Origin of the sequence: Streptomyces sp. NPDC003077, from assembly GCF_040611095.1 — a bacterium.
Classification (GTDB): domain Bacteria; phylum Actinomycetota; class Actinomycetes; order Streptomycetales; family Streptomycetaceae; genus Streptomyces.
This window is the reverse complement of sequence record NZ_JBEXNM010000003.1, coordinates 99,117-120,284: the sequence shown is the minus strand read 5'-3', so window position 1 is coordinate 120,284 and position 21,168 is coordinate 99,117. Positions and strand designations below refer to the sequence as shown.

The following is a 21,168-nucleotide window of genomic DNA, read 5'->3' as shown; positions in this document are numbered from 1 at the left end:
CAAAAACCCCTCCCCCTCCACAAGGTCCACCAGACACACCAAGCCCACCAAGCCCACAAGACCCGCAGCAAGGAGAGCCCACCCATGACCGCCACAGAGCTCGGACCGGTCTTCTTCCTGGCCGTCGTCGTCATCCTGCTCACCTGCCGATTGGTGGCCAGGATCCTGCGCGTCATCGGACAGCCGCCCGTCGTCGGCGAGATGGTGGCCGGCGTCGTGCTCGGCCCGTCGGTGCTGGGGCTGCTGGCACCCGGCCTGGAGGAGTCCCTCTTCCCGCAGGAGGTCCGGCCGGTGCTGTATGTCGTCGGGCAGATCGGACTGGTGGTGTTCATGTTCCAGTCCGGGTACGAGCTGCGCACCGCTCGCCTGCGGGAGGTGGCGAGGCCCGCGTCACTGATCTCGGTGGCCGGCATCCTCGTGCCGCTGGCCCTGGGCATCGGCCTGACACTGGCCGTGCACGATCAGGTCCCCATCTCGCCCGAGGGGGTACCGCTGGGGGTCTCCGCCCTGTTCGTCGGCGTCACCCTCGCCATCACGGCGTTCCCGATGCTCGCCCGCATCATCACCGAACGCGGCCTGACCGGCACCCGGTTCGGCTCCCTGTCCCTGGCGTCCGGGGCGGTGGACGACGGGGTGGCCTGGGTGCTGCTCGCCGGTGTGCTGTCCATGGCGGGCGGCGGCGCGGGCCCGTTCGCGCTCGCCTTCGGCGGGACGCTGGTGCTGGTCGCCGTCCTGGTGGTCCTGGCCCGGTCCTCCGGGCGGCTGGCGGCGACGGCCGCCCGCCGCACCCCCGACGACCTGCTGCTGATCACCATCGTGGTGCTGTTCCTGGCCGCGTGGTTCACCGACACCATCGGCCTGTACGCCGTCTTCGGCGCGTTCAGCCTCGGGGTGGTCTTCCCGCGCTCCGCTCCGATCGACCGCGCCGTGGAGACCATCGCGCCGATCAGCCGGATCGTCTTCCTGCCGCTGTTCTTCACCTACTCGGGCCTGAACACCGACTTCGCGCTGCTGGCCGACCCGGGCGTGCTGCTGTTCGCCGTCGGCTGCCTGGTCATGGCCATCGTGGGCAAGCTCGGCGCGTGCTGGCTGACGGCGCGGCTGGTGGGCGAGAGCAAGGCGGTGGCGGTGCGGGTCGGCACCCTGATGAACGCCCGGGGCCTGATGCAGCTCATCGCGATCAACGTCGGCCTCGCGGCCGGCATCGTCTCCCGCCCGCTGTTCGCCGTCCTGGTGGTGGTCGCCCTGGTGACGACGGTGATGGCGACCCCGCTGCTGAGCCTGTGGGACCGCCTGGACGCCCGCAGGGCGGCCACCAGCCCCACCACGTCCGACGCCCGCCTCACACCCACGTCCGACACCTCCACACCCACGTCCGGCGCCCCCACCGCCACCCCGCCCGCTGCCCACGTTCCGGAGCCCGGGTCGGCGGATCGGACGGCGGACAGGTAGGGCAGCGGGTGAGGGCTCCGCAGGCCGCGTACCGAACGGCGCACTTCAGGCGGGGTTCCCGGGCCGGACCCTCAGTGGTCGCCCAAGGCGCGGTCGAGGAGGGGGAGCAGGCGGTCCCAGTGGCGCTGGAACGCCGAGGCACTGAAGGCGGAGGTGTCGGACATGGTGAAGCCGTGGATGCTGCCGGGGTAGACCTCGGTGGTGTACTCGACACCCGCGGCGTCCAGGGCCTTGTTGAGCTCGTCGAGGGCTTCGGGCGTCAGGTCGCCCTCGGCGAGGCCGAGGTGTACCCGGGCGGTGAGCTGGGAGGCCAGGCGGTGCGGGCTGTCGGGCGCGTCGGTGACCAGGAAGCCGGGGTGGAATCCGGCGAGGGCGGCCACCCGGTCGGGGTGGGCCGTCGCGGCGCGCATCGCCAGGGCGGCGCCCAGGCAGTAGCCGATCGCGCCGACCGGTCCGGCGGTGACCTCGGGCTGGGCGGTCAGGAACGTGAGGTAGGCGTCGGCGTCGTCCAGGACACGTTCGGTGGTGAACCCCTCGACCATGGGCATCAGCTGGGCGAAGATCGCGGACCGGTTCTCTTCCCCGATGTACTCGGGGAGATCGATCACCGGTGCCGGGCCGTGCCGGTAGAAGACGTTGGGGACGAGTACGTAGTACCCGTGCCCGGCCAGTTCGCGCGCCATCTCCCGCAGCACGGGCCGCACGCCGAAGGCGTCCGGGTACAGCAGCACGCCAGGGTGCCGCCCGCCGCCGTCGGGGAACGCGGCGAAAGCGTCGGCCTGGCCGTCCTTGGTGGGAATCTGCAACGTCTTGGTGGGCATGGCGGTCTTCCTTCCTTTGCGCGGTCGTTTTCGTGGTCGATCTCGTGGTTGCTGTCGTGGTCGATCTCGTGGTCGACTCCGTAGCAGCTCCGTAGTCGATCATCGAAGCGGATCGGACGTCATCCAACACAATGGCCACCGCATCGCTCGCACCCGACCCGCGGCGGGGCCTCGTCCCGCCCCAGCCTGTCCCGGCCACCCCGCCCCGCCCCGACTCGTCCCGTCCCGTCCCGTCCCGTCCCGGAACAAGCGATGGTGACGAGAAGAGCCGCGCGAATCCCTGTGACGCCCGAGTCGCACAAGCCCCAGACGAACGACTCCCCGGCGCCCCCACCCCATCCAACGGCGCCGCCCCCATGGACACAACGGCATATCCCGCCCGATCACCGCTGCCCGGGTCGCCCTCGGCCCGTTGGCAGGCATCTGTCAACATGAGGCGACGAGGCGCTGGTCGGCCCGGCCCGCACCACGTCACATGCCGCTCGGGCACCGCATCGACGGCCACATGACCACGGGCGGTGCCCCCGAATCGAAGCGAGGACCCATGCCGCAGCGCACCGCGACCATCATCGGCGGTGGGATCGGCGGGCTCGCGGCGGCCATCGCCCTGCACCGCCGGGGATGGCGCGTCGAGGTGCTGGAACGCGCCCCGGAGTTCACCGAGATCGGCGCCGGCATCTCCCTGTGGCCGAACGCGCTGCGCGCACTGGAGGCGCTCGGTCTGGCCGACGCCGTCCGGGCGCTCGGTGCCGTCGAGGCCATCGGCGGCGTGCGCGATCGCCGGGGCCGCTGGCTGTCCCGTACGGACAACGCGGAGCTGGCGCGCCGCTTCGGCCACCCGATGGTGCTCCTGCACCGCGCGGACCTGCTGCGGGTGCTCGCCGAGGCGCTGCCCGCCGAATGCCTGCGGCCGGGCAGCGAGGTGCACGCGGTTCGCGACGACGGCGACGGTCTGATCGTCGAACACCGTGGGGGCGCGTCTCGGCCCGACCTCGTGGTCGGCGCGGACGGGCTGCGCAGTGTGGTGCGCCGCACCTTGTGGCCCGACGCGGCCGGCCCCCGGTACGCCGGTTACACCTCCTGGCGCGCGGTCACCGAACCCCTCGCCGAGCCGCCCTCCGAGGGGGCGGCGACCTGGGGCCGCGGGGCGCGGTTCGGCTACACCGCGCTGCCGGGCGGGCGGATGTACTGCTTCGCGACCGTCTCGCTGCCGGCGGGCACGCCCGCCCGCTCGTCCGAGTACGCCGAACTGCTGCGCCGGTTCGGCTCCTGGCCGGACCCCGTCCCCGCCCTGCTGGCCGCCGTCCCCGCGGACGCGGTGCTCCGGCACGACCTGTACGACCTGCCGCCGCTGCCCTCCTTCGTCCGCGGCCGGGTCGCGCTGCTGGGCGACGCGGCCCACGCCATGACCCCCAACCTGGGCCAGGGCGCGTGCCAGGCGCTGGAGGACGCGGTCACCCTCGCCCACTGCCTGGACGGCTCCCCGGACGTGGCCGCCGCGCTGCGTTCCTACGACCTGCTGCGCCGCCCCCGGGCCCAGGCCATCACACGCCGCTCGGCCCGCCTCGGCACCGTCGGCCAACTGTCGTGGCCACCCGCGGTACTGCTGCGGGACACGGCTGCCCGCCTGACGCCGATGCGGGCGACGCTGCGTTCCATGACGCCCGTGCTCGGCTGGAACGCGCCGGGGATGACGGGGTGACCACGCCTGGGGCGGCCGGGGCCACGGCTCGGGACGCGCCGGTGACCACGGCCGGGATACGCCGGTGACTACGGCCGGGACAACCCGGTGACCACGCTAGGGACGACCGGGGACCGCGCGGCCCGGACGACCAGGGGCCGCGGCCGTGACAACCGGGTGACCACGCTTGAGGCCCGGGGCCATGCTCGGGACGCCCCGGTGACTACCCCCGGGATACCCCAGGGCCCCGCCCGGGACGCCCGGAGACCCCGCCCAGGACGACCGGGGACCACACCCCAAACACCCAGGGACCACGCGGCCCGGACGCCCCGGTGACCGCCACGGAGAGCGAGAGCGAGAACCATCGATGCCGGACTGGACATATCACCCGCTGCGCGGCACCGCCGCCGCCGTTCTCGGTCGGCGCCGTTCGCAGCGGACCGCCCTGCGACTGCTGGCCGCGATCGGCTCCCGTCCGTCCGGCGCGCGGCTGATCGCCCGGGGGTTCGGGCACCGTCACCCACCACAGCGGCTCGCCGGTGAGATCGCCGGGGTGCCCGTGACCGTCCGCCTCGGCATATCGGTCCCGCCCGCGCTCGCCCGTGAAGCGGTACGTGCCATGCACCCGCTCGGGGCCGGTGTCGTGGAGGTGGCGCCCGTCTCGGCGGCCGACGTGGAGACCGTGCGCGAGGCCGCCGCCGGCCGCTCGATCCCGTTGGTCGTCCGCACCGGCGACCCGGAGGCCGAGGCATCCCTCAAACCCCATGTCGACGGCTTCACCAGCGGCGACGACCCGCACGTGCTCCAGGTGTCCGATCCGTCGGTCACCGCCGCGGCTGCCGCGCTGGAGGAACCGGACGCCGTCGTGCTCGCCCGGCCCGGGGTGCTGATCGAAGCCGGTCCCGGCTGGTTCGCGCGGGTCACCGAAGCGGCCACGCCCACCGCGCCCGCTCCGGTGCTCCGGGACCTCGGCCGCGATCCCCGGCGCTGGCCCGCCTGGTGGTGGGCGCTGCTCGTCGGGCTCGGTATGACGGGTGCCGGACTCGGCGCGGCGGCGATCACGCTCGGGCCGGTGCTGCTCTGGTACGACCGCGACTACCTGGGCATGGGGCTGCACGAACTGCACGCCCTCAACCACCACCTCGTGCATTTCCTGCGACACGACCGGATCACCATGGCGGGCACCATGGTGGCGATAGGCGCTCTCTATACGGGCCTCGCGGTGGGCGGGATCAGACGCGGCTGGCCATGGGCCCGCCAGGTGTACCTGCTCTCGGGGGCGATCGGCTTCCCCACCCTCTTCTACTTCCTGGCCACCGGTTTCGTGGAACCCCTCCACACGGCCACCGCCGTCGTGCTGTTCCCCATGTTCGTGGCCGGGGTCCGGCGGACCCCGCACGACCCGCGGTGGCACCTGGCCCCCGAGGGGCCGGAGCCGGAGCGACGGCGGGCGCTGGTCGGCCAACTGCTCCTGATCGTGACGGGAGCGGGGCTGTTCGTCGGCGGAACGGTGATCTCGGTGGTCGGCCTGACCGGCGTCTTCGTCCCGTCCGACCTGACCTTCCTGGGAACCGACCGGCAGACGCTGGAAGGCCTGAACTCCCACCTGGTGCCGTTCATCGCCCACGACCGCGCGGGGTTCGGCGGCGCCCTGATGGCCGCCGCGGTGGCGATCACCCTGCTCAGCATGTGGGGCTGGCGGCGTGGTGAGAGCTGGGTGTTCTGGTCCCTGGCCGTGGCGGCGTGCGCCGGGTTCCTCCCGGCCGTCGTGGTGCACGGCCTGATCCACTACACGGACTTCCTGCACCTCGCACCCGTCTACTTCGGCATCGTCCTGACGGGGACCGGCCTGCTGCTGGCACGTCCGTATCTGTGCGCGAAGCCGGGGGCGGGGGCGGGAGCGAAGCCTCGCGCGGGGGCGGACGACTGACGGGCCGTCCCCGCGCGAGGGCCGGGGCGCGTCGGGGATGCGTCCGGGGCGCGTGCGGGATGCGTCCGGGATATGTGCGGGATGTGCCCGGGATGTGTCCGGTTTGCCGCTCACCGCGCGTCCGGGCGCTCTGAACAATGGAACTCCTCCCGGGGGCGGCGCGGGAGGAACCGAGCCGATCGAGTCGACTCCCCCCAGGACTCGTGTCCCGAGGGGACGCTCCCTTGCCCGCCGGGTCGCGTCGTCCGCGAACGACGTAACGACGTGTCGGTCCGAGCGGCCCGGACGAAACAAGTGACCCAGCTCGACCGCGCGGCCACGGGACCGTGCCGCAGCAGCCCGCGCAGATGCCCACCGCCCTCGGCAGCGCACGGACGGCGGCACACGGGCGCCGGCCCCGTAGCCCGTACACCTCGACCGACACCGACACCGGCACCCGCACCAGCACCGGCACCACGGGAGGAGACCGCCATGCCCGTCCCTGACCAACAGCCGCGTTCGGAGGCCTGGAAGACCGCGCTGACCGTGCTCCAGGAGGTCACCCCGCCCGCGATCCCGGAAGGCGGGCACGTGATGACCGTCCAGGTCGCCTACCCGCCCGGCGACCCGGGCGCCCCGCCGCACCGCCACTCCGGACCCGCCTTCGGCTACGTGCTTGAGGGCGAGATGCGCTTCGAGCTGGAAGGCGAGCCGGAGCGGATCGTCCGCGCCGGGGAGACGTTCTGGGAGCCCGGCGGCGACGTCATCCACTACCAGGACGGCAACGCCCGCACCGACACGCCCGTGCGCTTCCTCGTCACCATGGTCTGCGTGCCGGGACAGCCCATGCTCGTCCTGGTCGACGACGACGAGCTGAAGCAGCGTGCGCACCTGCGGGCGCCCCGGCCGTCCTGACGCGTTCGCGTCGTCAGATCGACAGCACCGAAACCCACCCGGCCGCCTCAGAACGCGCCAGCCCCACCCCGCCTCGGAACGCACCAACCCCGCGTCAGATCGCCACCTCAGCATCCCCAGCCCAGCATCGCCACCTCAGCATCGCCACCCCAGCATCACCGCCCCGGCACCCCCACCCCAGCGAGGAGCACGCGACGTGAAGATCGTGGTCATCGGAGGCACCGGCCTCATCGGCCGCAACGTGGTCGACAAGCTCAACCGCCGTGGGCACGAGGCCGTGCCCGCCGCGCCCGGCACGGGCGTCAACACCCTCACCGGCGAGGGCCTCGCCGCCGCGCTGGCCGAGGCTCAGGTGGTCGTGGACGTGGCAAACTCGCCCTCCTTCGAGGACTCGGCGGTCCTGGACTTCTTCACCACCTCCACCCGCACCCTCCTGGCCGCCGAAGAGGCGGCGGGTGTGACGCACCATGTGGCGCTGTCGATCGTCGGCATCGACGGACTGCCCGACAACGGTTACTTCCGGGCGAAGGCGGCTCAGGAGCAGCTCATCAAACGGGGGCCGGTTCCCTACTCGATCGTCCGGGCGACGCAGTTCTTCGAGTTCGTCAAGGGCATCGCCGACAACGCCACCGACGGCGGCACCGTGCGCGTGCCGCCCGTCCTCTTCCAGCCCATGGCGGCCGACGACGTGGCCGAAGCGGTGGCCCGGACCGCCGTGGACGCCCCGCTGAAGGGCGCCACCGAGGTGGCCGGGCCCGAGTTGTTCCGCTTCGACGAGCTCGTCGCCGAGGCCCTGCGCGCGTGGCGCGACCCGCGCACGGTCATCGCCGATCCGCACGCCCGTTACTTCGGTTCCGAGCTGGACGAGCGCAGCCTCGTCCCCGACGAAGGCCGCGCCCGACTGGCCGAAACCCGCTTCGAGGACTGGCTGCGCCGCTCCCGGTGAGTCGGCGACTCGCCCTCAAAAGCAGTGAGTCGGCGACTCACCCTCATAAGCGGTGAGTCGGCGACCCACCCTCGTAAACGATGCCCGGCAGGCCGTTCGGCCCGCCGGTCGGATCGTCAGTCGAGGCCGATCTCGCCCATCTTGTCCCACCCGGTCGAGCCCGGGATGGTGGTGCTCACGATGTCCGGCGCCTGGCGCACCAGAGGCCGCATGGTCTCCATCGCGGCGCGGAAGTGGTCGGAATTGACGTGCGCCTCGGCGGCGTCGTCCTGGAATGCCTCGACCAGAACGTAGGTGTTCGGGTCCTCGACACTGCGCGACCATTCGAACCACAGGTTGCCGGGCTCGGCGCGGGTGGCACGGGTGAAGGCATCGACGTGGGACGGCCACTCGTCCGCAAACTCGGGCTTCACGGGAAATTTCACGACAATAAAAATCATGCTTTTCATCCTAGACGCCCCGGTACGTTCCTCCATAACCGGCCTTCGGCTCGGCGCGGCGCAGTTCTTGAGCGGCGGTATCGCCTCATCCGTGGTCCGCCTCATCCGTGGTCCGCCTCCTGCAATGGTCCGCCTCATCCGCGATCCGCCTCTTCGGTGCGGGCGACGCCACGTCGATGACCCGGACCAGGCAGGAGGCAGGAGGCAGGAGGCAGGAGGCGCAAGGTCGGGAGGTCGGGAGGCACTTCCCGTCGCCTCTCAAGTCCGATCATCCGGCTGGCAGGATGACGCCATGCCCACGCCTCAACCGATCACGTACGTACGAATAGCGGAAGTCCTCGCCGAACTCGGAATGGTCACCCAGGAGAAAGCCCAAAGCGTCCTGGACTCGTTCCATGAACCCGCACTCGCGCACGAGGCACTGGATCCGCCCCATCACATAGCCGGCGCCCTCGAAGATTTCGGCGTGGCCGTCAGTATCCACGCCGACGACGTCGATTTCGCCGACGAGCACTACCCGTGGCTGCTCACCGAAGCCGCGGCTCTCACCGGCGGAAAAGTCACCGTCGGAAACTTCCGCTTCGTGAGGGACGACGAGGAGGAGGAAGCGGAGGATGGCGAGGGCGACGAGGATGACTCCGAGGAAGACGAGGAGGACGAGGAGGACGGCCGCGGGGTCCTGTATTTCGACCGCAACGGCGAGGAACTCTCCTTCCTCATAGAGCAGGAGTCGAACGACTACCTCGACATGGGCGCCGCGCAGGCCGCCATCGAAGCGCTCAGTCCCGACGACGACCCGCGCTCCTTCCGCTGCGTCGACAACGGCCCGGAGAATCCTCCCGGGAGCGTCGACGACATCATGGTCCTGGCCACAGCCGAACAGCGCGAAGGGCTGTACCGGCACCTCGGCATCACCTTCTGCGAACCGTGGTGAGAGCCCACTGATCCCCAACCGACGCGGAACGCCCCCACGCGGGACGCCCCCACGCGTGCGCCCGTACGCCACCGGCACAGGGCGGCCTCACACGTGCGGTCCGCACGCCACCCACGCAAGGCACCCTCACCCCATCCGCCGCGACCAGTCGAGCAGCAGGGACGAGAATTCCGGCAGGGCGGCGAGTTGGCGGGCGGTGCGGGCGTCCGCGTCGGCGGGGTCGGGGGAGCCGCCCGTCTCGCGGCCCAGCGAGGTCCGGATCCGTTCGGCGCAGCGGGCGAGGTGGACACCCAGCCGTCGGGCGAGGAGGAAGCCGCAGGGGCGCAGGTCTCCGCCGTGGTCGCGGTAGGTGGCGAGCGCGGAGGCGATGCGGGCGGGGTCCGGGTCCCCCGTGGTGGTGTGCCGCGCGTGGTCGAAGACCGCGGCGGCGGTCTCCAGGGTGGCGCTGTCGGGGCCGGCGCCGTCCCAGTCGATGAGGACGGGGCCGCCGCCGGTTGCCATGAGGACGTTGTGCGGCACCACGTCCCGGTGGGTCAGGACGTAGTCGCCGACCTCGTCGTAGGCGGCCTCGATGCGGGCGGCCAGGTCCGTGATCAGCGGCAGCCGTTCTTTGAGGAGGGGCGCCCAGGGGCGTTCCTGGCGCAGGCCGGTGGCGAGCCAGTCGTCCCAGGTACCGGGTGGGTACACGCCGTACCAGAGGGGCCACATGGAATCGATGCGCTGCGGTCCGGCCGGTTGCAGACTGTGCAGCGCGGCGAGGGTGGTGCCGTACCAGTGGCTCAGGTCGGTCCCGGGCGCGAGCGGGGCGCCGTCGAGCCAGGCGTGCACGCGGAGCACACCGCACCCGTCACCGAGGTCGGCGGCCAGGCCCCAGGCGGGATCGATCGGGGCGACGGGGAGGGGGGTCGGGAGCCCGGCGGCGCGTGCCCGCAGTTCGACGGCCATGGCTTTTTCCAGTTGGTCGCGCCAGTCGCCGAAGACCAGACGCTTGACGAAGTACCGGCCCCGGAGCGTGTCGAGCCGCCAGGTCTCGCTGCTGACATGGCGGACGGGGACCAAGGGGCCCGTGGGGGCCGCCAGACCGAAGGCGTCGGCGACCGCGTGGGCGTCAGGGGTGGGAGGCATGGCGCTGGAGCGTAGCCCGGCCCGGCTCTCCGGGCGCCGAATTTTTTGGCCTGGCCCGTAGGATATGTTTGTCCTATGCCAAAAGAGGCGCGGATTCGGGAGACAGGTGCGCAGACCCGGGAGACGGATACACGGGTTCGTGCGACGGACACGCGGATCCCGGAAACGGATGCACGGACCCGGGAGACGGATGCGCGGATTCGGGCGACGGACGCACGGACCCCGGAAACGGATGCGCCGACCCCGGAAACGAATGCGCGAATTCGGGCAACAAACACACGGCCCCCGGAAACGGATGCACGGCCCCGGGAGGAGACACGGATGAACATTCAGGGCAAGGGCGCGACGGAGATCGCCGCCAGCATCCGCGGGCTGGTCGATTCCGGCACCCTCCGCGCCGGTGACGTCCTGCCCCCCATGCGGCAGCTCGCCGACGAGCTCGGCGTGAACCGGAACACCGTCGCCGCCGCCTACCGGCACCTCGTCTCCTCCGGTATCGCCCGCACCAGGGGCCGGGCCGGGACGGTCGTCGCCGACCCGTTCGGCATCGCCGAGCAGGAGGGCTTCACCCCCGACAGCGCGCTGATCGACGTCGGCAGCGGCAACCCCTGCCCGCGGCTCCTGCCCAACCCCTACGCGGTCGCCCCGCCCGCCGATCACACGCCGGGCCTGTACGGGCAACCGCAGATCGCCCCGGCGCTCGCCGCGCTCGCGCGGACCCGGCTCTTCCCCGACCAGCCGCCCGCGACGGCGCCGACCCTCACGAACGAGACGGCTCTGACCCTGACGAACGGGGCGGTCGACGGCGTGGAACGGCTGCTGGCCGGTTCGCTGATCGGAGGGGACGCGGTCGCGCTGGAGGACCCGTGCTTCCTCGCCAGCATCAACACCGTCCGACAGGCCGGCTACCGTCCCGTCCCCGTCCCGGTCGACGACCAGGGCATGACGGCGGACGGACTCGCCGCGGCGCTCAAGGCCGGGGCGCGCGCCGTGGTCTGCACCCCGCGCGCCCACAATCCCACCGGCGCGAGCCTCAGCCCCGAACGCGCCCGCAGCCTGCGGGAACTCCTGGCGGACCACCCCGACGTGCTGGTCATCGAGGACGACCACTTCTCCGTCCTGTCGGCCGTCCGCCACCACTCGATCATCCCGGCCGGGCACCCGCGCTGGGCCCTGGTGCGGTCCGTCTCGAAATTCCTCGGCCCCGACCTGCGCCTGGCCTTCATCGCCTCGGACCCCGCCACCTCCGCGCGCCTGCACACCCGGCTCGGCCCCGGCCTCACCTGGGTGTCCCACCTGCTCCAGCACACCGTCCACCAACTGCTCGCCGCACCGGACGGCGAGACCACGATCGCCGCCGCCCGCGCCCACTACCAGGAGCGCAACGCCGCCCTGGCCCGGGCGCTGCGCGCGCAGGGCCTGGCAGCCCGGGCGGCGGACGGGCTCAACCTGTGGGTGGACGTCGGCGCCGACGCCGGTGCCGTCTCCGCCCAGCTCATGCGCCGCGGCTGGCTGGCGCGGACCGGCGACGTCTTCGCCCTGTCCCCCGGCGTCGGCCGGAGCCATCTGCGCCTGACGCCGAGCGATCTCGATGACGAGCAGATCGAACGGCTCGCCGGGGCTGTGGCGGGGTCCGTGGCGGCCGTCCTGCGCGCTGGTCGGTGAGCCACCGTCCTATTGCTCCGGCCGGTGAGCCGGCCCTTCCACCACCGGCCGGTGAGCCACCGTCCCTGACCATCGCGCCGGACGCCGAACCGGACGCCAAACCGGACATCGAACCCGACGCCGAACCCGACGCCGAACCGGACGCCCAACCGGACGTTGCCCCCAACGCCGACCCTGACGTCGACCCGGCGCACCCCCCTGGAAACACCCGAAAGGCACCACCCACCCATGCGCACGCACTTCGTCATACACGAGACCTTCGAGGGTCCCGGAGCCTATGAGGAATGGGCCGCCGAGCGCGGCCACCAGGTCACCTCCACGCGGCTGTACGCGGGCGAGGCCCTGCCCGAGACCGTCGAGGGCATCGACCTGCTCATCGTGATGGGCGGCCCCCAGAGCCCGGCTACCACTCAGGAGGAGTGCCCCCACTTCGACGCCGCCGCGGAGAAGGCCCTCATCGGCGCGTGTGCCGAGGCGGGCAAGGCCGTCATCGGCGTCTGCCTGGGCGCGCAGTTGCTGGGCGAAGCCCTCGGTGCCCCCGTCGAGCACAGCCCCGAGAAAGAGATCGGATCTTTCCCGATCACCCTCACCGAAGACGGCCTGCGACACGGCCTGTTCGCCGACTTCGGCCGAACCCTGGAGGTCGGCCACTGGCACGGCGACATGCCCGGCCTCACCGAAAACGCGACCGTACTCGCCACCAGCGAGGGCTGTCCGCGCCAGATCGTCGCCTACGGCAGGTTCCTGTACGGCTTCCAGTGCCACCTGGAGTTCAACCACCGGCTCGTCGGCGCCCTGATCGAGCACTCCGCACAGGAGCTGGCCACGCTGACCGACCACCGGTTCGTCCAGCAGCCCGAGGAACTGCGGCGCAATTCCTACGAGGCGATGAACGCGACGCTCAGGACGTTCCTGGACCGGTTGCAGGCGGATTACCTGGGGGCTTGACCGGCACCAACCCGCGCACGCATCCGCACACGAACCCGCACGTGCGCCGAGGGCACCACGGACGGGCACCACGGACGGGCGCCGCCCCCGGACGTCCAGTCACCCACCACCACCCCGCAGCCGACCGCGCCCTACCCCTCCGGATAGAAGACGAACAAGGTGCACCCCGTCGTCGTCTGCGGGACGTGGGACGAACCCGCCGGGGCGTGGATGAAGGAACCGGCGGGATAGTCCCGTTCGCCGTCGTTGAAGGTGCCGGACACCACGAAGACCTCCTCGGGGCCCGGTTCGTGGACGTCGATGCCCTCCCAGCACGTGTGGGGGTCCATCTCCAGGACGTGGGCCGTCGCGCCGTTGTCCCCGCTCCACAGCGAACGCAACCGTATGCCGGGGAAGATCTCGCGGACGGGAGCGTCCTGCACGGAGGACCAGACATAGCCGGACATGTTCTGCTTCTGCTCTGTCGTCATGAGGCCAGCCTCTCCGATCATGAACGCCCGGCCGAGTGTCAGGAATGACATCCTGAGGTACTTTCCTGTCATGCATCGTGTGGTAGCGCTGGTCCGACCGCCGCAGGCGTCCTTCGAACTCGGTTGTGCGGCCGACGTGTTCGGGACCCGGCGAGGAGGGATCCCCGCGCGGTACACGTTCAGCGTGTGCACGGAACACCCGGGGCCGGTCGCGACGCTCGCGGGGTACAACATGCTCGTCGCGGACGGACTGGACGCGCTCGACCGGGCGGACACCGTGCTCGTCCCGGGGTGGTTGCCCATCGAGGAGCCGCCCTCCCCCACGGTCGTCCGGGCGCTGCGCCGCGCGCACCAGCGCGGAGCGCGGGTCGTCAGCATCTGCTCCGGCGCCTTCGCGCTGGCGCACGCCGGGCTGCTGGACGGGCGGCGCGCGACCACGCACTGGGCGCGGGTGGGCGAGTTGGCCGCCGCGTTCCCGGCCGTCCGGGTCGATCCGGACGTGCTGTACGTGGACGAGGGCGACGTGGCCACCAGCGCGGGTTCCGGGGCCGGCATCGACCTGTGCCTGCACCTGGTCCGCGCGGACCAGGGCGCCGGGTACGCCGCGCACGTCGCCCGGCACATGGTCATGCCGCCCCACCGCGAGGGCGGGCAGTTGCAGTACGCGGCGCCGCCGCACCCCGCCCAGATCGAGGGTTCCCTCGCGCCGCTGCTGGAGTGGATGACCGGGCGCCTCGCCGAACCGCTGGCGATCGAGGACGTGGCCGCGCACGCCGGCCTCTCCCCGCGCACACTCGCCCGCCGGTTCTCCCAGCAGCTCGGCACCAGCCCGGGACAGTGGCTGCTCGCCCAACGCATCGCCGCGACCCGCGAACTTCTGGAAACCTCCGACCTCTCCTTGGACGCCATCGCCCGCCGCGTCGGCCTCTCCTCGGCCACCAACCTCCGCCGGCGCTTCGTCCGCGCACTGGGCACGACGCCGGGCGCTTACCGCCGGGCGTTCCGGGCGGAGACGTGATGACGCAATGACAGGTGACGACGCACGCCAGGTGACGACGCATGACGAGAGTGACCCGCGGGCCGTCCACCGCTCACCGCCAGCCGTCCACCGCTCACCGCGACGCGGCCTGCCACGCCATCACCGCGAGGCGGCCGACCGCTCCCCCGCCCGCACGTCGCGGGCCACCGTGACACCGGTCAGCGCCGCCAGCAGCAGCCCGGAGACGAGGGCGGGAGCGGGAGTGAAGGCGGACCCGAGCACGAGGGCGGCCGTGAGCGGGAACGGGGCTTGCTCCACGGCCCCCTTCTGGTGGGGGCGGATGTGCAGCAGCCACACAGTGAGCAGGAAGACGGCCACGGGGACGGCGACCGCGCAGCCGGCGGCCACGGCGGGGATCCCGGTGTCGTCACGGGCGGCGCGGGCTGCGCTCAGCGCGAGCCCCGCTCCCGCGGCCGTCGCCGAGGCGAAGACCAGGTAGTGGCCGTAGGCCCAGGCGAACCGCTTGCCGTGCGCCCGGTGTGTGGTGGCGAGCAAGGTGTGCGCGGGCTTGGCGAAGTACAGCCACCACATGGCGAAGCACGTCAAAAGTCCGCCCGCAGCCACCGCGTACAGCGACACGGTGGCCCCGCCGTCCTCGTCGAAGGCGTTGCGGACCGCGACCGTGGCCGCCGCGACGGACTCGCCGAGCACGATCAGCGTGAACAGTTCGTAGCGCTCGGCGATGTGGTGCGGGTGCCAGGTCGTCATCCCGGCGGACTGCGCCCACACGGGGACGGAGACCTCGGCCAGCACCATGACCGCGAACCCCGGCAGCCGCGCCCCCTCCGGCAGGAAGAGCAGCGCCACCCAGCCCGCCTGGCAGGCCATCACCCCGCAGGCGAAGCGCAGGGCGGTCCCCCGTCGGGCCGGGTCGGACCGCGCGGCCCGCAGCCACAGCGCGACGAGCGCGGTGCGCATCACGACGTAACCGGCGGTGACGAGGCTCAGGTCGTCCTCCCGGAACGCCTGCGGCACCCCCGCCGCGAGGATCAGGGACCCGGTGATCTGGACGAAGACCACGAGCCGGTACGGGAGGTCGTCCGTGTCGTAGGCGGAGGACAGCCAAGTGAAGTTCATCCAGGCCCACCAGATGGCGAAAAAGACCATCGCGAACTTCAGCAGCCCCACGGCGTAGTGGGCCTCGGCCAGGGCGTCGCGGAGGTGCTCGCCCGCCTGGGCGACCGCGACGACGAAGCACAGGTCGAAGAGCAGTTCCAGCGGTGTGGCGGCCCGGTGCGGCTCCTCGGGATCCCTGGCCCGCATGACGCGCCTCAGCGGTCTTCCGGCCGTGTGCGTCATCGCGTTGCCGGGTGTGGGCAAGGCCGGGCCGGGGCGGCCGTGGCGTTGTCGAGGGGGAAGGCGGCCACAGGGGCTCCTCTTGTTGTCTCGGTGACCGGTTGGTGCCGGGCAGGGGCGGCTGGTACGTGATCGGCGGGGGCGTGACATACATCGGATGTCGGATGTCGGATGTATGCGCGGTCACGGCATACATCCGATGTCTACGCCGGACGCCTTCACCGGACGCCTTCAGAGGGTGCGGCGCACGCCCGCCTGACGCTCGATGTCCCGTAGCTGGACGGAGAGGTTGCCCTCCACCGCGTGGAGGGCGGGCCCGCTGCGCCCGATGGGGAGGACCTGCGTGCCCCGCATGTCCTCCAGCATCAGGGCGAAGGCCGTGTACGCCGCGACCAGCGCGAGCAGCAGGCCCAGGCACCCGGAGACCCGGCCGATCCAGGCGATGTCGGTGAGGCCGGCCAGGGCGCCGACGGTGAAGCGGGGCACCGCCGCGCACAGGACGAGCCACATGGCGCGTTTGCGCCCCGCGACGCTCGCCATCATGAGGGCGAACGCCGCGAAGACGGCGTTCAGCACCCCGAGGACCCGGCCGCCGCCGGTCGGCTGGAGCGCCAGGACGAGCGCACTCGCCAGCCACAGACCGGAGAAGCAGGCCATCAGCGTGGCCGCGAGCACGTCCCGGGCGCCGAACGCCAGCGCCGCCACCAGGAATTGCAGGAGGAAGGCCGGCACGATGGCCAGCGCCACGGCCTGCCCCGCCCCCTCCGGGAAAAGCCCGACTTGGGAACAGCCGACGACGACGGAGGCGATGGCCACCGCGAAGAAACCGAGGGGCATGGGCGAGGCGATGGGGCGCAGGTGGATGCGGGTCATCTGCCGCAGGTCCGGCTCGGAATGTCGTCCGGTCGGCTGCCCGGCCTCGGGGGGCCCGACCTGGGAGAGCGCGGAGCGCTGCCCGGCCTCGGGGAGTTCGGAGGGACGTGTGCCCGGCTGCCCCGCGCCGGAAGGCTCGGTGTGCCGTGCGTCCGGCTGCCCGGCCTCGGGGGGCCCGACCTGGGAAAGATCCTCGGGGGGCCCGACCTGGGAAAGATCGGAGCCTTGTCCGGCTTCAAGGTGCTCGGAGCGCTGTCCGGCCTCGGGGAGTTCGGCTGTGGTCACGGCTTGCCTCCCAGGGAGCGGCTCGCGGGCGGGCACGAGGTGAAGGACCGACGCGGCGTCGCGACGGCCGGTTCGATGAGCGGCTGGGCGGGGGCCGTCCCCCGCACCCCGTCGGGTATCACGAGGTCATGGATGGTGCCCTGGCGCCGCACGGCGGTCGCCGGGGCGCCTGCCGCGCGCGGTTTTTTCGCGGGGGTCCGCTCGGTCATGGTCAGGCCTGTTCGTGTGGAGAGTGGAGTGTGTCGGGGCGGAGCACCCCTGCGTCGAAGCGCCCCTGCATCGGAGCGCCCCTGCCGTGGAGCGTCGCTGCCGTGGAGAACCCTGTATAGGAGCGCCCCTGTGAGGTGGAGAACCCTGTATCGGAGCACTCCTGTGGTGGAGGGGTACGGCGTGACGCTATGCGGCGCGGGACGCCCGTTGTCGCGGCTGACTGCACAGCCTTTGCCCGTAGGTGCACAGGGGCCGCGCCGGTCCGGCGGGAGGTAGCGGACGCCCGTCCGCCCTCCCCCACGACCTCGCGCCGCGCCCCGGAAACCACCCCTCAGCGGACGCCCTCCCGCCCCCCTCCCCGGACCCGTCCGACGCCCCGCAGAACCCCGCTCACCTGCGATGACGAATTCCTCCTCGAACCCGCGTCTGATCTACTGGGCGGACGAGCAGGCGGCCGAGCAACGAACGGCTCGGGTCGGACGGCGGGAAGGGCGGGCAGGTCATGAGCAGCGTGGGCGTGCCCGGGGGGCGGTGGGCCGTGCCGGTCCTGGCGGGGCGGGACGCGCAGATCGCGGTCATCGAGTCGGCGCTGGCGGGCATCGCTTCCACGGGGACGTCCGTCGTCCTGCGCGGTGACCCCGGCATGGGCAAGAGCGCGCTGCTGAAGGTGGCCGAGACCATGGCCCGTCGCGCCGGGTTCCGCGTCCTGCGGATGACCGGCGCCGAGGCGGAGTCGGGTCTCGCGTTCGCCGCCCTCCATCAGGTGCTGTGGCCGCTGCTCGACGACACCCGGGCGCTGCCCGCCGGGCAGCGGGACGCCTTGGAGTGCGCGCTGGGCGTACGCGCCGGAACGCCGCCCGAAGGGTTCGCGGTGGCGGGCGCCGCCCTCACCCTCCTCGCCCAGGCCGCCGCGCGCCAGCCCGTCGTCGTGCTCCTGGACGATCTCCAGTGGACGGACCCGTCCAGCATCGACGTGTTCGGGTACGTGCAACGGCGGTTGGCCCCGCTGCCCGTCGTCGTCATCGGCGCGACGCGGTACGCGAGGACCGTTCGCCGGGGCGGACCCGCCACGGTCCTGGGGGATGACGACGACATCGACGGCCTGCCGGGCCGGGTGATCGACCTGGAGCCCCTGGACGAACGGCAGGCCGAACGGCTGCTCCGGGCTCTCCACCCGTGCCTTCCCGAACGGGCGCGCCGCCGGGTGCTGCGCGCCGCCGGCGGCAACCCTCTCGCACTGCGCGAACTCCCGGCCCGGATGCGCTGCCCGTCCGCGGAACACCCGGCATTCCCCGGGGAGCCCCGTACGACGGACGCTCTCGGCGCCACCCCTCACACGTCAACCGAGAACGCGGGCCCGGACGATCGCGCACCCGGGAACGTCGGCACCGACGACCGCGAACCGGAGAACGCGAGCCCGGACCACCGCGCCCCCGGAAACACCACCCCCGACGACTGCGACCCTGACGACTGCGACCCTGACGACTGCGACTCCGACGTCTGCGACCCTGACGACTGCGACCCCGACGACTGCGACCCCGACGACTGCGACCCCGAGATCGCCGATCTGTTTGACGAGCTGCCCCTGGGCGAACGTCTCGGGCGCCTGTACGAGGACAGGGTGCGCGCCCTGCCGGACGGCGCTCGGCACCTCCTGCTGGTGGCGGCACTCGGCGGCTCGTTCGCCCAGCGCGTCACCGTCTTGGAGGGCATCGCGGAGCGCATCACCGTTCCGCAGGGCATCGCGGAGCACGTCACCGTCTTGCAGGACATCGCGCAGCACGTCACCGACCTACGGGACATCCCGGAGCACGGCACCGAACCGCCCGAGACGCCCACGCCCTGGATGAATTGGACGAAGATCCGGCACCACATCGAAACCTCCGGCCTCGCGCGCGTCGACCCGGAGACCGACCGCCTGACGTTCCGTCACCCGCTGGTGCGCGCCTCTCTGACGCACAGCGCCTCGCCCGCGGAACGCCGCGCGGCGCACCGGCTGCTCGCGGACGCCCTGCCCGTCGGCAGCCCGCGACGGATCATGCACCGGGCCGCCGCCACCCTCGGTACGGACGACGAACTGGCCGCGCTCCTGCACGCGGAGGCCGAGGACGTGGCCGCGCGGGGCGGTGACGCCGAGGCGGCGGGCATGATGGCGCGGGCCGCCGGTCTGAGTGCGGCGGCGTCGACCCGGGCCGCGCGCCTGGTCACCGCCGCGGCCATGGCGGCGCGGGGCGGCCGGCTGCGCCTGGCGGTGGAACTCGTCGCCGCGGCCGAGGCGGAAGTGTGCCCGGGAAGACCCGAACCCGCCGCGCTGTACGCCTTCGTCGTCGCCTACACCCGGCTACAGCTCGACGGCGATCCCACACCCGCCGTCGATCTGCTGCCCGCGGCCTTGGACGAGTTCGTCGGCGATCCCACATCCGCGGTCGATCTGCTGCCCGCAGCCTTGGACGAGTTCGTCGGCGATCCCACACCTGCGGTCGACCTGCGGCCCGGGGCCTCGGAAAAGTTCGTCAGCGATCCCGCTCCCTCGGCCGACCTCCTACCCACGGCCTCGAACGAGTTCGACGGCGAACCCACGCCCTCGACCGGCCTCCTGCCCGCGGCACCCGACACGCCGGTGTCGCCGACGGCCGGTGACCAGCGCGCCGCCCTGCTCGAACCGATGCTCTTCCTGCTCATCGTCGTCGCCGTGCACACCGGGGACGAGCGGGCGTGGGCCGCCGCCGAGCGCCACGCCGCGGGCGCCTCCGAACTGGCGGCGCTGGCCTGGCGGGCCTGGGCCGGTCCGTTCCGTCCCGGCCATGACGTGTCCCGTCGGCTGCGGGAGGCGGTCGCGGCCCTCCCGGCGGACCGGGAGACGGCCGCCGCCTGGCTCCTGCTGTGGACGGCCGCCGCCATCGGCGCCGTCGGCGAGCACGACGCGCTGTGGAGCCGCTTCGCGCGCCGCCACGCGTACGCCACCCAGGCGTTCATCGACCTCGTCCGCGCGCACGACGACTTCCTGCACGGCCGTTGGGACGCGTCGCTCGCCGCCTCCCGCCAGGGCGCCGAGACCTCGGCCGCCGTCGGCTACGCCTTCCACGAGAGGCTGTTCCTGCACAACGTGGGGCAGGTCCTCGCCGCCCGCGGGGACCGCGCGGGTCTCGCCGCACTGGAACCGGCCCTCCGCGCTTCGGCGGGCGCGCGGCTCCCGCGCTCGGTCACCGAGCGCCTGCGGGGCCTCGAAGTGCTGTGCGCGCTCGGCCACGGCCGGACCGACGAGGCGTGGGAACTGGCGCGGCGCCTGATACCTCCTGGCGCCGTCCCCCCTCGCTCACCCTGGTTCCACCTGTCGCTCCTCGACTGGGTGCAGGCGGCGGTCGGCAGCGGTCGGCGGGCGGAGGCCCGGCGCCTGCTGCGGGCGATCCGGGCCTCCGGGATCGCCCACGCGTCGGCCCACCACGCCTTCCTCGTCGCCGCGGCGGAGGCGATTGCGGCCAACGCCCTTGCCGCTGGGGCGCTCGCCTCCAAGTACGGCGGTACGGACATGGATGACGACGGCGGCGCTGATGACGAGGACGATGACGACGGAGACGATGACGAGCGGGTGGAACGGCGTTACGAGGCCGTGTACGCCCTCCCGGACGCGGAGAGGTGGCCCTTTCCGCTCGCCCGGGTCCGGCTGGCCCACGGCGCGTGGCTCCGGCGCCGCTCCCGTAACGAGTCGGCCGCCGCCCACTGCCGGGCCGCGCTGACCGTCTTCACCCGGCTCGGCGCGGCGCCCTGGGCCGAGCAGGCCGCACGGGAACTCGACGCCCTGTCGGCAGGCAGCGGCGGAACCGGCGGGGGCACCGGCGAACCCAGCGGGGGAACGGGAGGGCGGCACCCCCTGTTGTCGGCCCAGGAGTCGCGCATCGCCGAACTGGTCGCGCAAGGCCTGACCAACCGCCAGGTCGGCGAACGGCTCGGGCTCTCACCGCGCACCATCGGTACGCACCTCTACAAGATCTTCCCGAAGCTGGGCATCACGACCCGCGCCGGAGTGGCCCGGGCCCTGGAGGAGACGCGAACGGCCGAGGAACGCTCGGGGGCGTGACCTGCCGATCAGGACCGGCCCCGCTTCGGTCCATACCTCACGGCTTCAATCCGTACCTCACGGCTTCAGTCCGTAACTCAC

General features: G+C 72.6%; 16 protein-coding genes. 10 read left to right on the top strand and 6 right to left on the bottom strand.

Features of this window, described 5'->3' with window-relative positions; translation table 11 throughout:
- The first annotated feature begins 84 nt into the window (after positions 1–84).
- On the top strand, positions 85–1,452 hold the full coding sequence (locus tag ABZX96_RS03285; protein ID WP_355536981.1) for a cation:proton antiporter: 1,368 nt from the start codon (positions 85–87) through the stop codon (positions 1,450–1,452).
- 71 nt (positions 1,453–1,523) lie between these two features.
- Here the strand turns inward: ABZX96_RS03285 and ABZX96_RS03280 are convergent, their stop codons facing one another.
- A complete protein-coding gene (locus ABZX96_RS03280) occupies positions 1,524–2,273 on the bottom strand; it encodes a dienelactone hydrolase family protein (RefSeq protein ID WP_355536978.1) in 750 nt (249 codons plus the stop codon).
- Positions 2,274–2,817: 544 nt separating this feature from the next.
- Between ABZX96_RS03280 and ABZX96_RS03275 the strand changes: the two genes are divergently transcribed.
- The 4 genes from ABZX96_RS03275 (at position 2,818) to ABZX96_RS03260 (ending at position 7,724) form a co-directional block, all read left to right on the top strand.
- Positions 2,818–3,975 carry an FAD-dependent monooxygenase gene (locus tag ABZX96_RS03275; protein ID WP_355536975.1) on the top strand — a complete coding sequence of 386 codons (1,158 nt, stop codon included), beginning with the start codon at positions 2,818–2,820 and terminating at the stop codon, positions 3,973–3,975.
- A 346-nt stretch (positions 3,976–4,321) separates the two neighbouring features.
- Positions 4,322–5,884, top strand: a complete 1,563-nt coding sequence (locus ABZX96_RS03270) for a hypothetical protein (protein ID WP_355536972.1) — start codon at positions 4,322–4,324, stop codon at positions 5,882–5,884.
- 471 nt (positions 5,885–6,355) lie between these two features.
- A complete protein-coding gene (locus ABZX96_RS03265) occupies positions 6,356–6,778 on the top strand; it encodes a cupin domain-containing protein (RefSeq protein ID WP_355536969.1) in 423 nt (140 codons plus the stop codon).
- A gap of 196 nt (positions 6,779–6,974) precedes the next feature.
- Positions 6,975–7,724, top strand: coding sequence for an SDR family oxidoreductase (locus ABZX96_RS03260; protein WP_355536966.1), 750 nt, complete (start codon positions 6,975–6,977; stop codon positions 7,722–7,724).
- A 116-nt stretch (positions 7,725–7,840) separates the two neighbouring features.
- Here the strand turns inward: ABZX96_RS03260 and ABZX96_RS03255 are convergent, their stop codons facing one another.
- Complete coding sequence (locus ABZX96_RS03255; RefSeq protein WP_355537395.1) at positions 7,841–8,164, bottom strand: putative quinol monooxygenase; 324 nt, start codon at positions 8,162–8,164, stop codon at positions 7,841–7,843.
- Positions 8,165–8,456: 292 nt separating this feature from the next.
- On the opposite strand from ABZX96_RS03255, the gene ABZX96_RS03250 reads away from it, so the two are divergent.
- Positions 8,457–9,098 (top strand): hypothetical protein, encoded by a 642-nt coding sequence (locus ABZX96_RS03250; protein WP_355536963.1) that lies wholly within the window; start codon positions 8,457–8,459, stop codon positions 9,096–9,098.
- Between the two features lie 126 nt (positions 9,099–9,224).
- On the opposite strand, the gene ABZX96_RS03245 is transcribed toward ABZX96_RS03250, so the two are convergent.
- Entirely contained in the window at positions 9,225–10,223 is a 999-nt protein-coding gene (locus tag ABZX96_RS03245) for an aminoglycoside phosphotransferase family protein (RefSeq protein WP_355536960.1), read from the bottom strand.
- A 321-nt stretch (positions 10,224–10,544) separates the two neighbouring features.
- On the opposite strand from ABZX96_RS03245, the gene ABZX96_RS03240 reads away from it, so the two are divergent.
- Complete coding sequence (locus ABZX96_RS03240) at positions 10,545–11,888, top strand: aminotransferase class I/II-fold pyridoxal phosphate-dependent enzyme (RefSeq protein WP_355536957.1); 1,344 nt, start codon at positions 10,545–10,547, stop codon at positions 11,886–11,888.
- A gap of 228 nt (positions 11,889–12,116) precedes the next feature.
- Positions 12,117–12,836, top strand: a complete 720-nt coding sequence (locus ABZX96_RS03235) for a type 1 glutamine amidotransferase (protein ID WP_355536954.1) — start codon at positions 12,117–12,119, stop codon at positions 12,834–12,836.
- A gap of 131 nt (positions 12,837–12,967) precedes the next feature.
- Here the strand turns inward: ABZX96_RS03235 and ABZX96_RS03230 are convergent, their stop codons facing one another.
- The gene (locus ABZX96_RS03230) at positions 12,968–13,306 is read right to left on the bottom strand and encodes a cupin domain-containing protein (protein ID WP_355536951.1); all 339 of its coding nucleotides are present in this window, start codon (positions 13,304–13,306) and stop codon (positions 12,968–12,970) included.
- Positions 13,307–13,376: 70 nt separating this feature from the next.
- On the opposite strand from ABZX96_RS03230, the gene ABZX96_RS03225 reads away from it, so the two are divergent.
- Positions 13,377–14,324 carry a helix-turn-helix domain-containing protein gene (locus ABZX96_RS03225; RefSeq protein ID WP_355536948.1) on the top strand — a complete coding sequence of 316 codons (948 nt, stop codon included), beginning with the start codon at positions 13,377–13,379 and terminating at the stop codon, positions 14,322–14,324.
- 120 nt (positions 14,325–14,444) lie between these two features.
- On the opposite strand, the gene ABZX96_RS03220 is transcribed toward ABZX96_RS03225, so the two are convergent.
- Together ABZX96_RS03220 and ABZX96_RS03215 are read right to left on the bottom strand one after the other, a co-directional pair.
- Positions 14,445–15,608 carry a low temperature requirement protein A gene (locus tag ABZX96_RS03220; RefSeq protein ID WP_355536945.1) on the bottom strand — a complete coding sequence of 388 codons (1,164 nt, stop codon included), beginning with the start codon at positions 15,606–15,608 and terminating at the stop codon, positions 14,445–14,447.
- A 264-nt stretch (positions 15,609–15,872) separates the two neighbouring features.
- Entirely contained in the window at positions 15,873–16,799 is a 927-nt protein-coding gene (locus ABZX96_RS03215; RefSeq protein WP_355536942.1) for a hypothetical protein, read from the bottom strand.
- 712 nt (positions 16,800–17,511) lie between these two features.
- Here ABZX96_RS03215 and ABZX96_RS03210 point away from each other — a divergent pair.
- Positions 17,512–21,087, top strand: coding sequence for an AAA family ATPase (locus tag ABZX96_RS03210; protein WP_355536939.1), 3,576 nt, complete (start codon positions 17,512–17,514; stop codon positions 21,085–21,087).
- Positions 21,088–21,168 lie beyond the last annotated feature (81 nt).

What these genes read in the sequence shown, in the direction of transcription:
- ABZX96_RS03285 (WP_355536981.1), top strand. Translation starts at nt 85, where the DNA reads ATGACCGCCACAGAGCTCGGACCGGTCTTCTTCCTGGCCGTCGTCGTC.
- ABZX96_RS03280 (WP_355536978.1), bottom strand. Translation starts at nt 2,273, where the DNA reads ATGCCCACCAAGACGTTGCAGATTCCCACCAAGGACGGCCAGGCCGAC.
- ABZX96_RS03275 (WP_355536975.1), top strand. Translation starts at nt 2,818, where the DNA reads ATGCCGCAGCGCACCGCGACCATCATCGGCGGTGGGATCGGCGGGCTC.
- ABZX96_RS03270 (WP_355536972.1), top strand. Translation starts at nt 4,322, where the DNA reads ATGCCGGACTGGACATATCACCCGCTGCGCGGCACCGCCGCCGCCGTT.
- ABZX96_RS03265 (WP_355536969.1), top strand. Translation starts at nt 6,356, where the DNA reads ATGCCCGTCCCTGACCAACAGCCGCGTTCGGAGGCCTGGAAGACCGCG.
- ABZX96_RS03255 (WP_355537395.1), bottom strand. Translation starts at nt 8,164, where the DNA reads ATGATTTTTATTGTCGTGAAATTTCCCGTGAAGCCCGAGTTTGCGGAC.
- ABZX96_RS03250 (WP_355536963.1), top strand. Translation starts at nt 8,457, where the DNA reads ATGCCCACGCCTCAACCGATCACGTACGTACGAATAGCGGAAGTCCTC.
- ABZX96_RS03245 (WP_355536960.1), bottom strand. Translation starts at nt 10,223, where the DNA reads ATGCCTCCCACCCCTGACGCCCACGCGGTCGCCGACGCCTTCGGTCTG.
- ABZX96_RS03240 (WP_355536957.1), top strand. Translation starts at nt 10,545, where the DNA reads ATGAACATTCAGGGCAAGGGCGCGACGGAGATCGCCGCCAGCATCCGC.
- ABZX96_RS03235 (WP_355536954.1), top strand. Translation starts at nt 12,117, where the DNA reads ATGCGCACGCACTTCGTCATACACGAGACCTTCGAGGGTCCCGGAGCC.
- ABZX96_RS03230 (WP_355536951.1), bottom strand. Translation starts at nt 13,306, where the DNA reads ATGACGACAGAGCAGAAGCAGAACATGTCCGGCTATGTCTGGTCCTCC.
- ABZX96_RS03225 (WP_355536948.1), top strand. Translation starts at nt 13,377, where the DNA reads ATGCATCGTGTGGTAGCGCTGGTCCGACCGCCGCAGGCGTCCTTCGAA.
- ABZX96_RS03220 (WP_355536945.1), bottom strand. Translation starts at nt 15,608, where the DNA reads ATGCGGGCCAGGGATCCCGAGGAGCCGCACCGGGCCGCCACACCGCTG.
- ABZX96_RS03210 (WP_355536939.1), top strand. Translation starts at nt 17,512, where the DNA reads ATGAGCAGCGTGGGCGTGCCCGGGGGGCGGTGGGCCGTGCCGGTCCTG.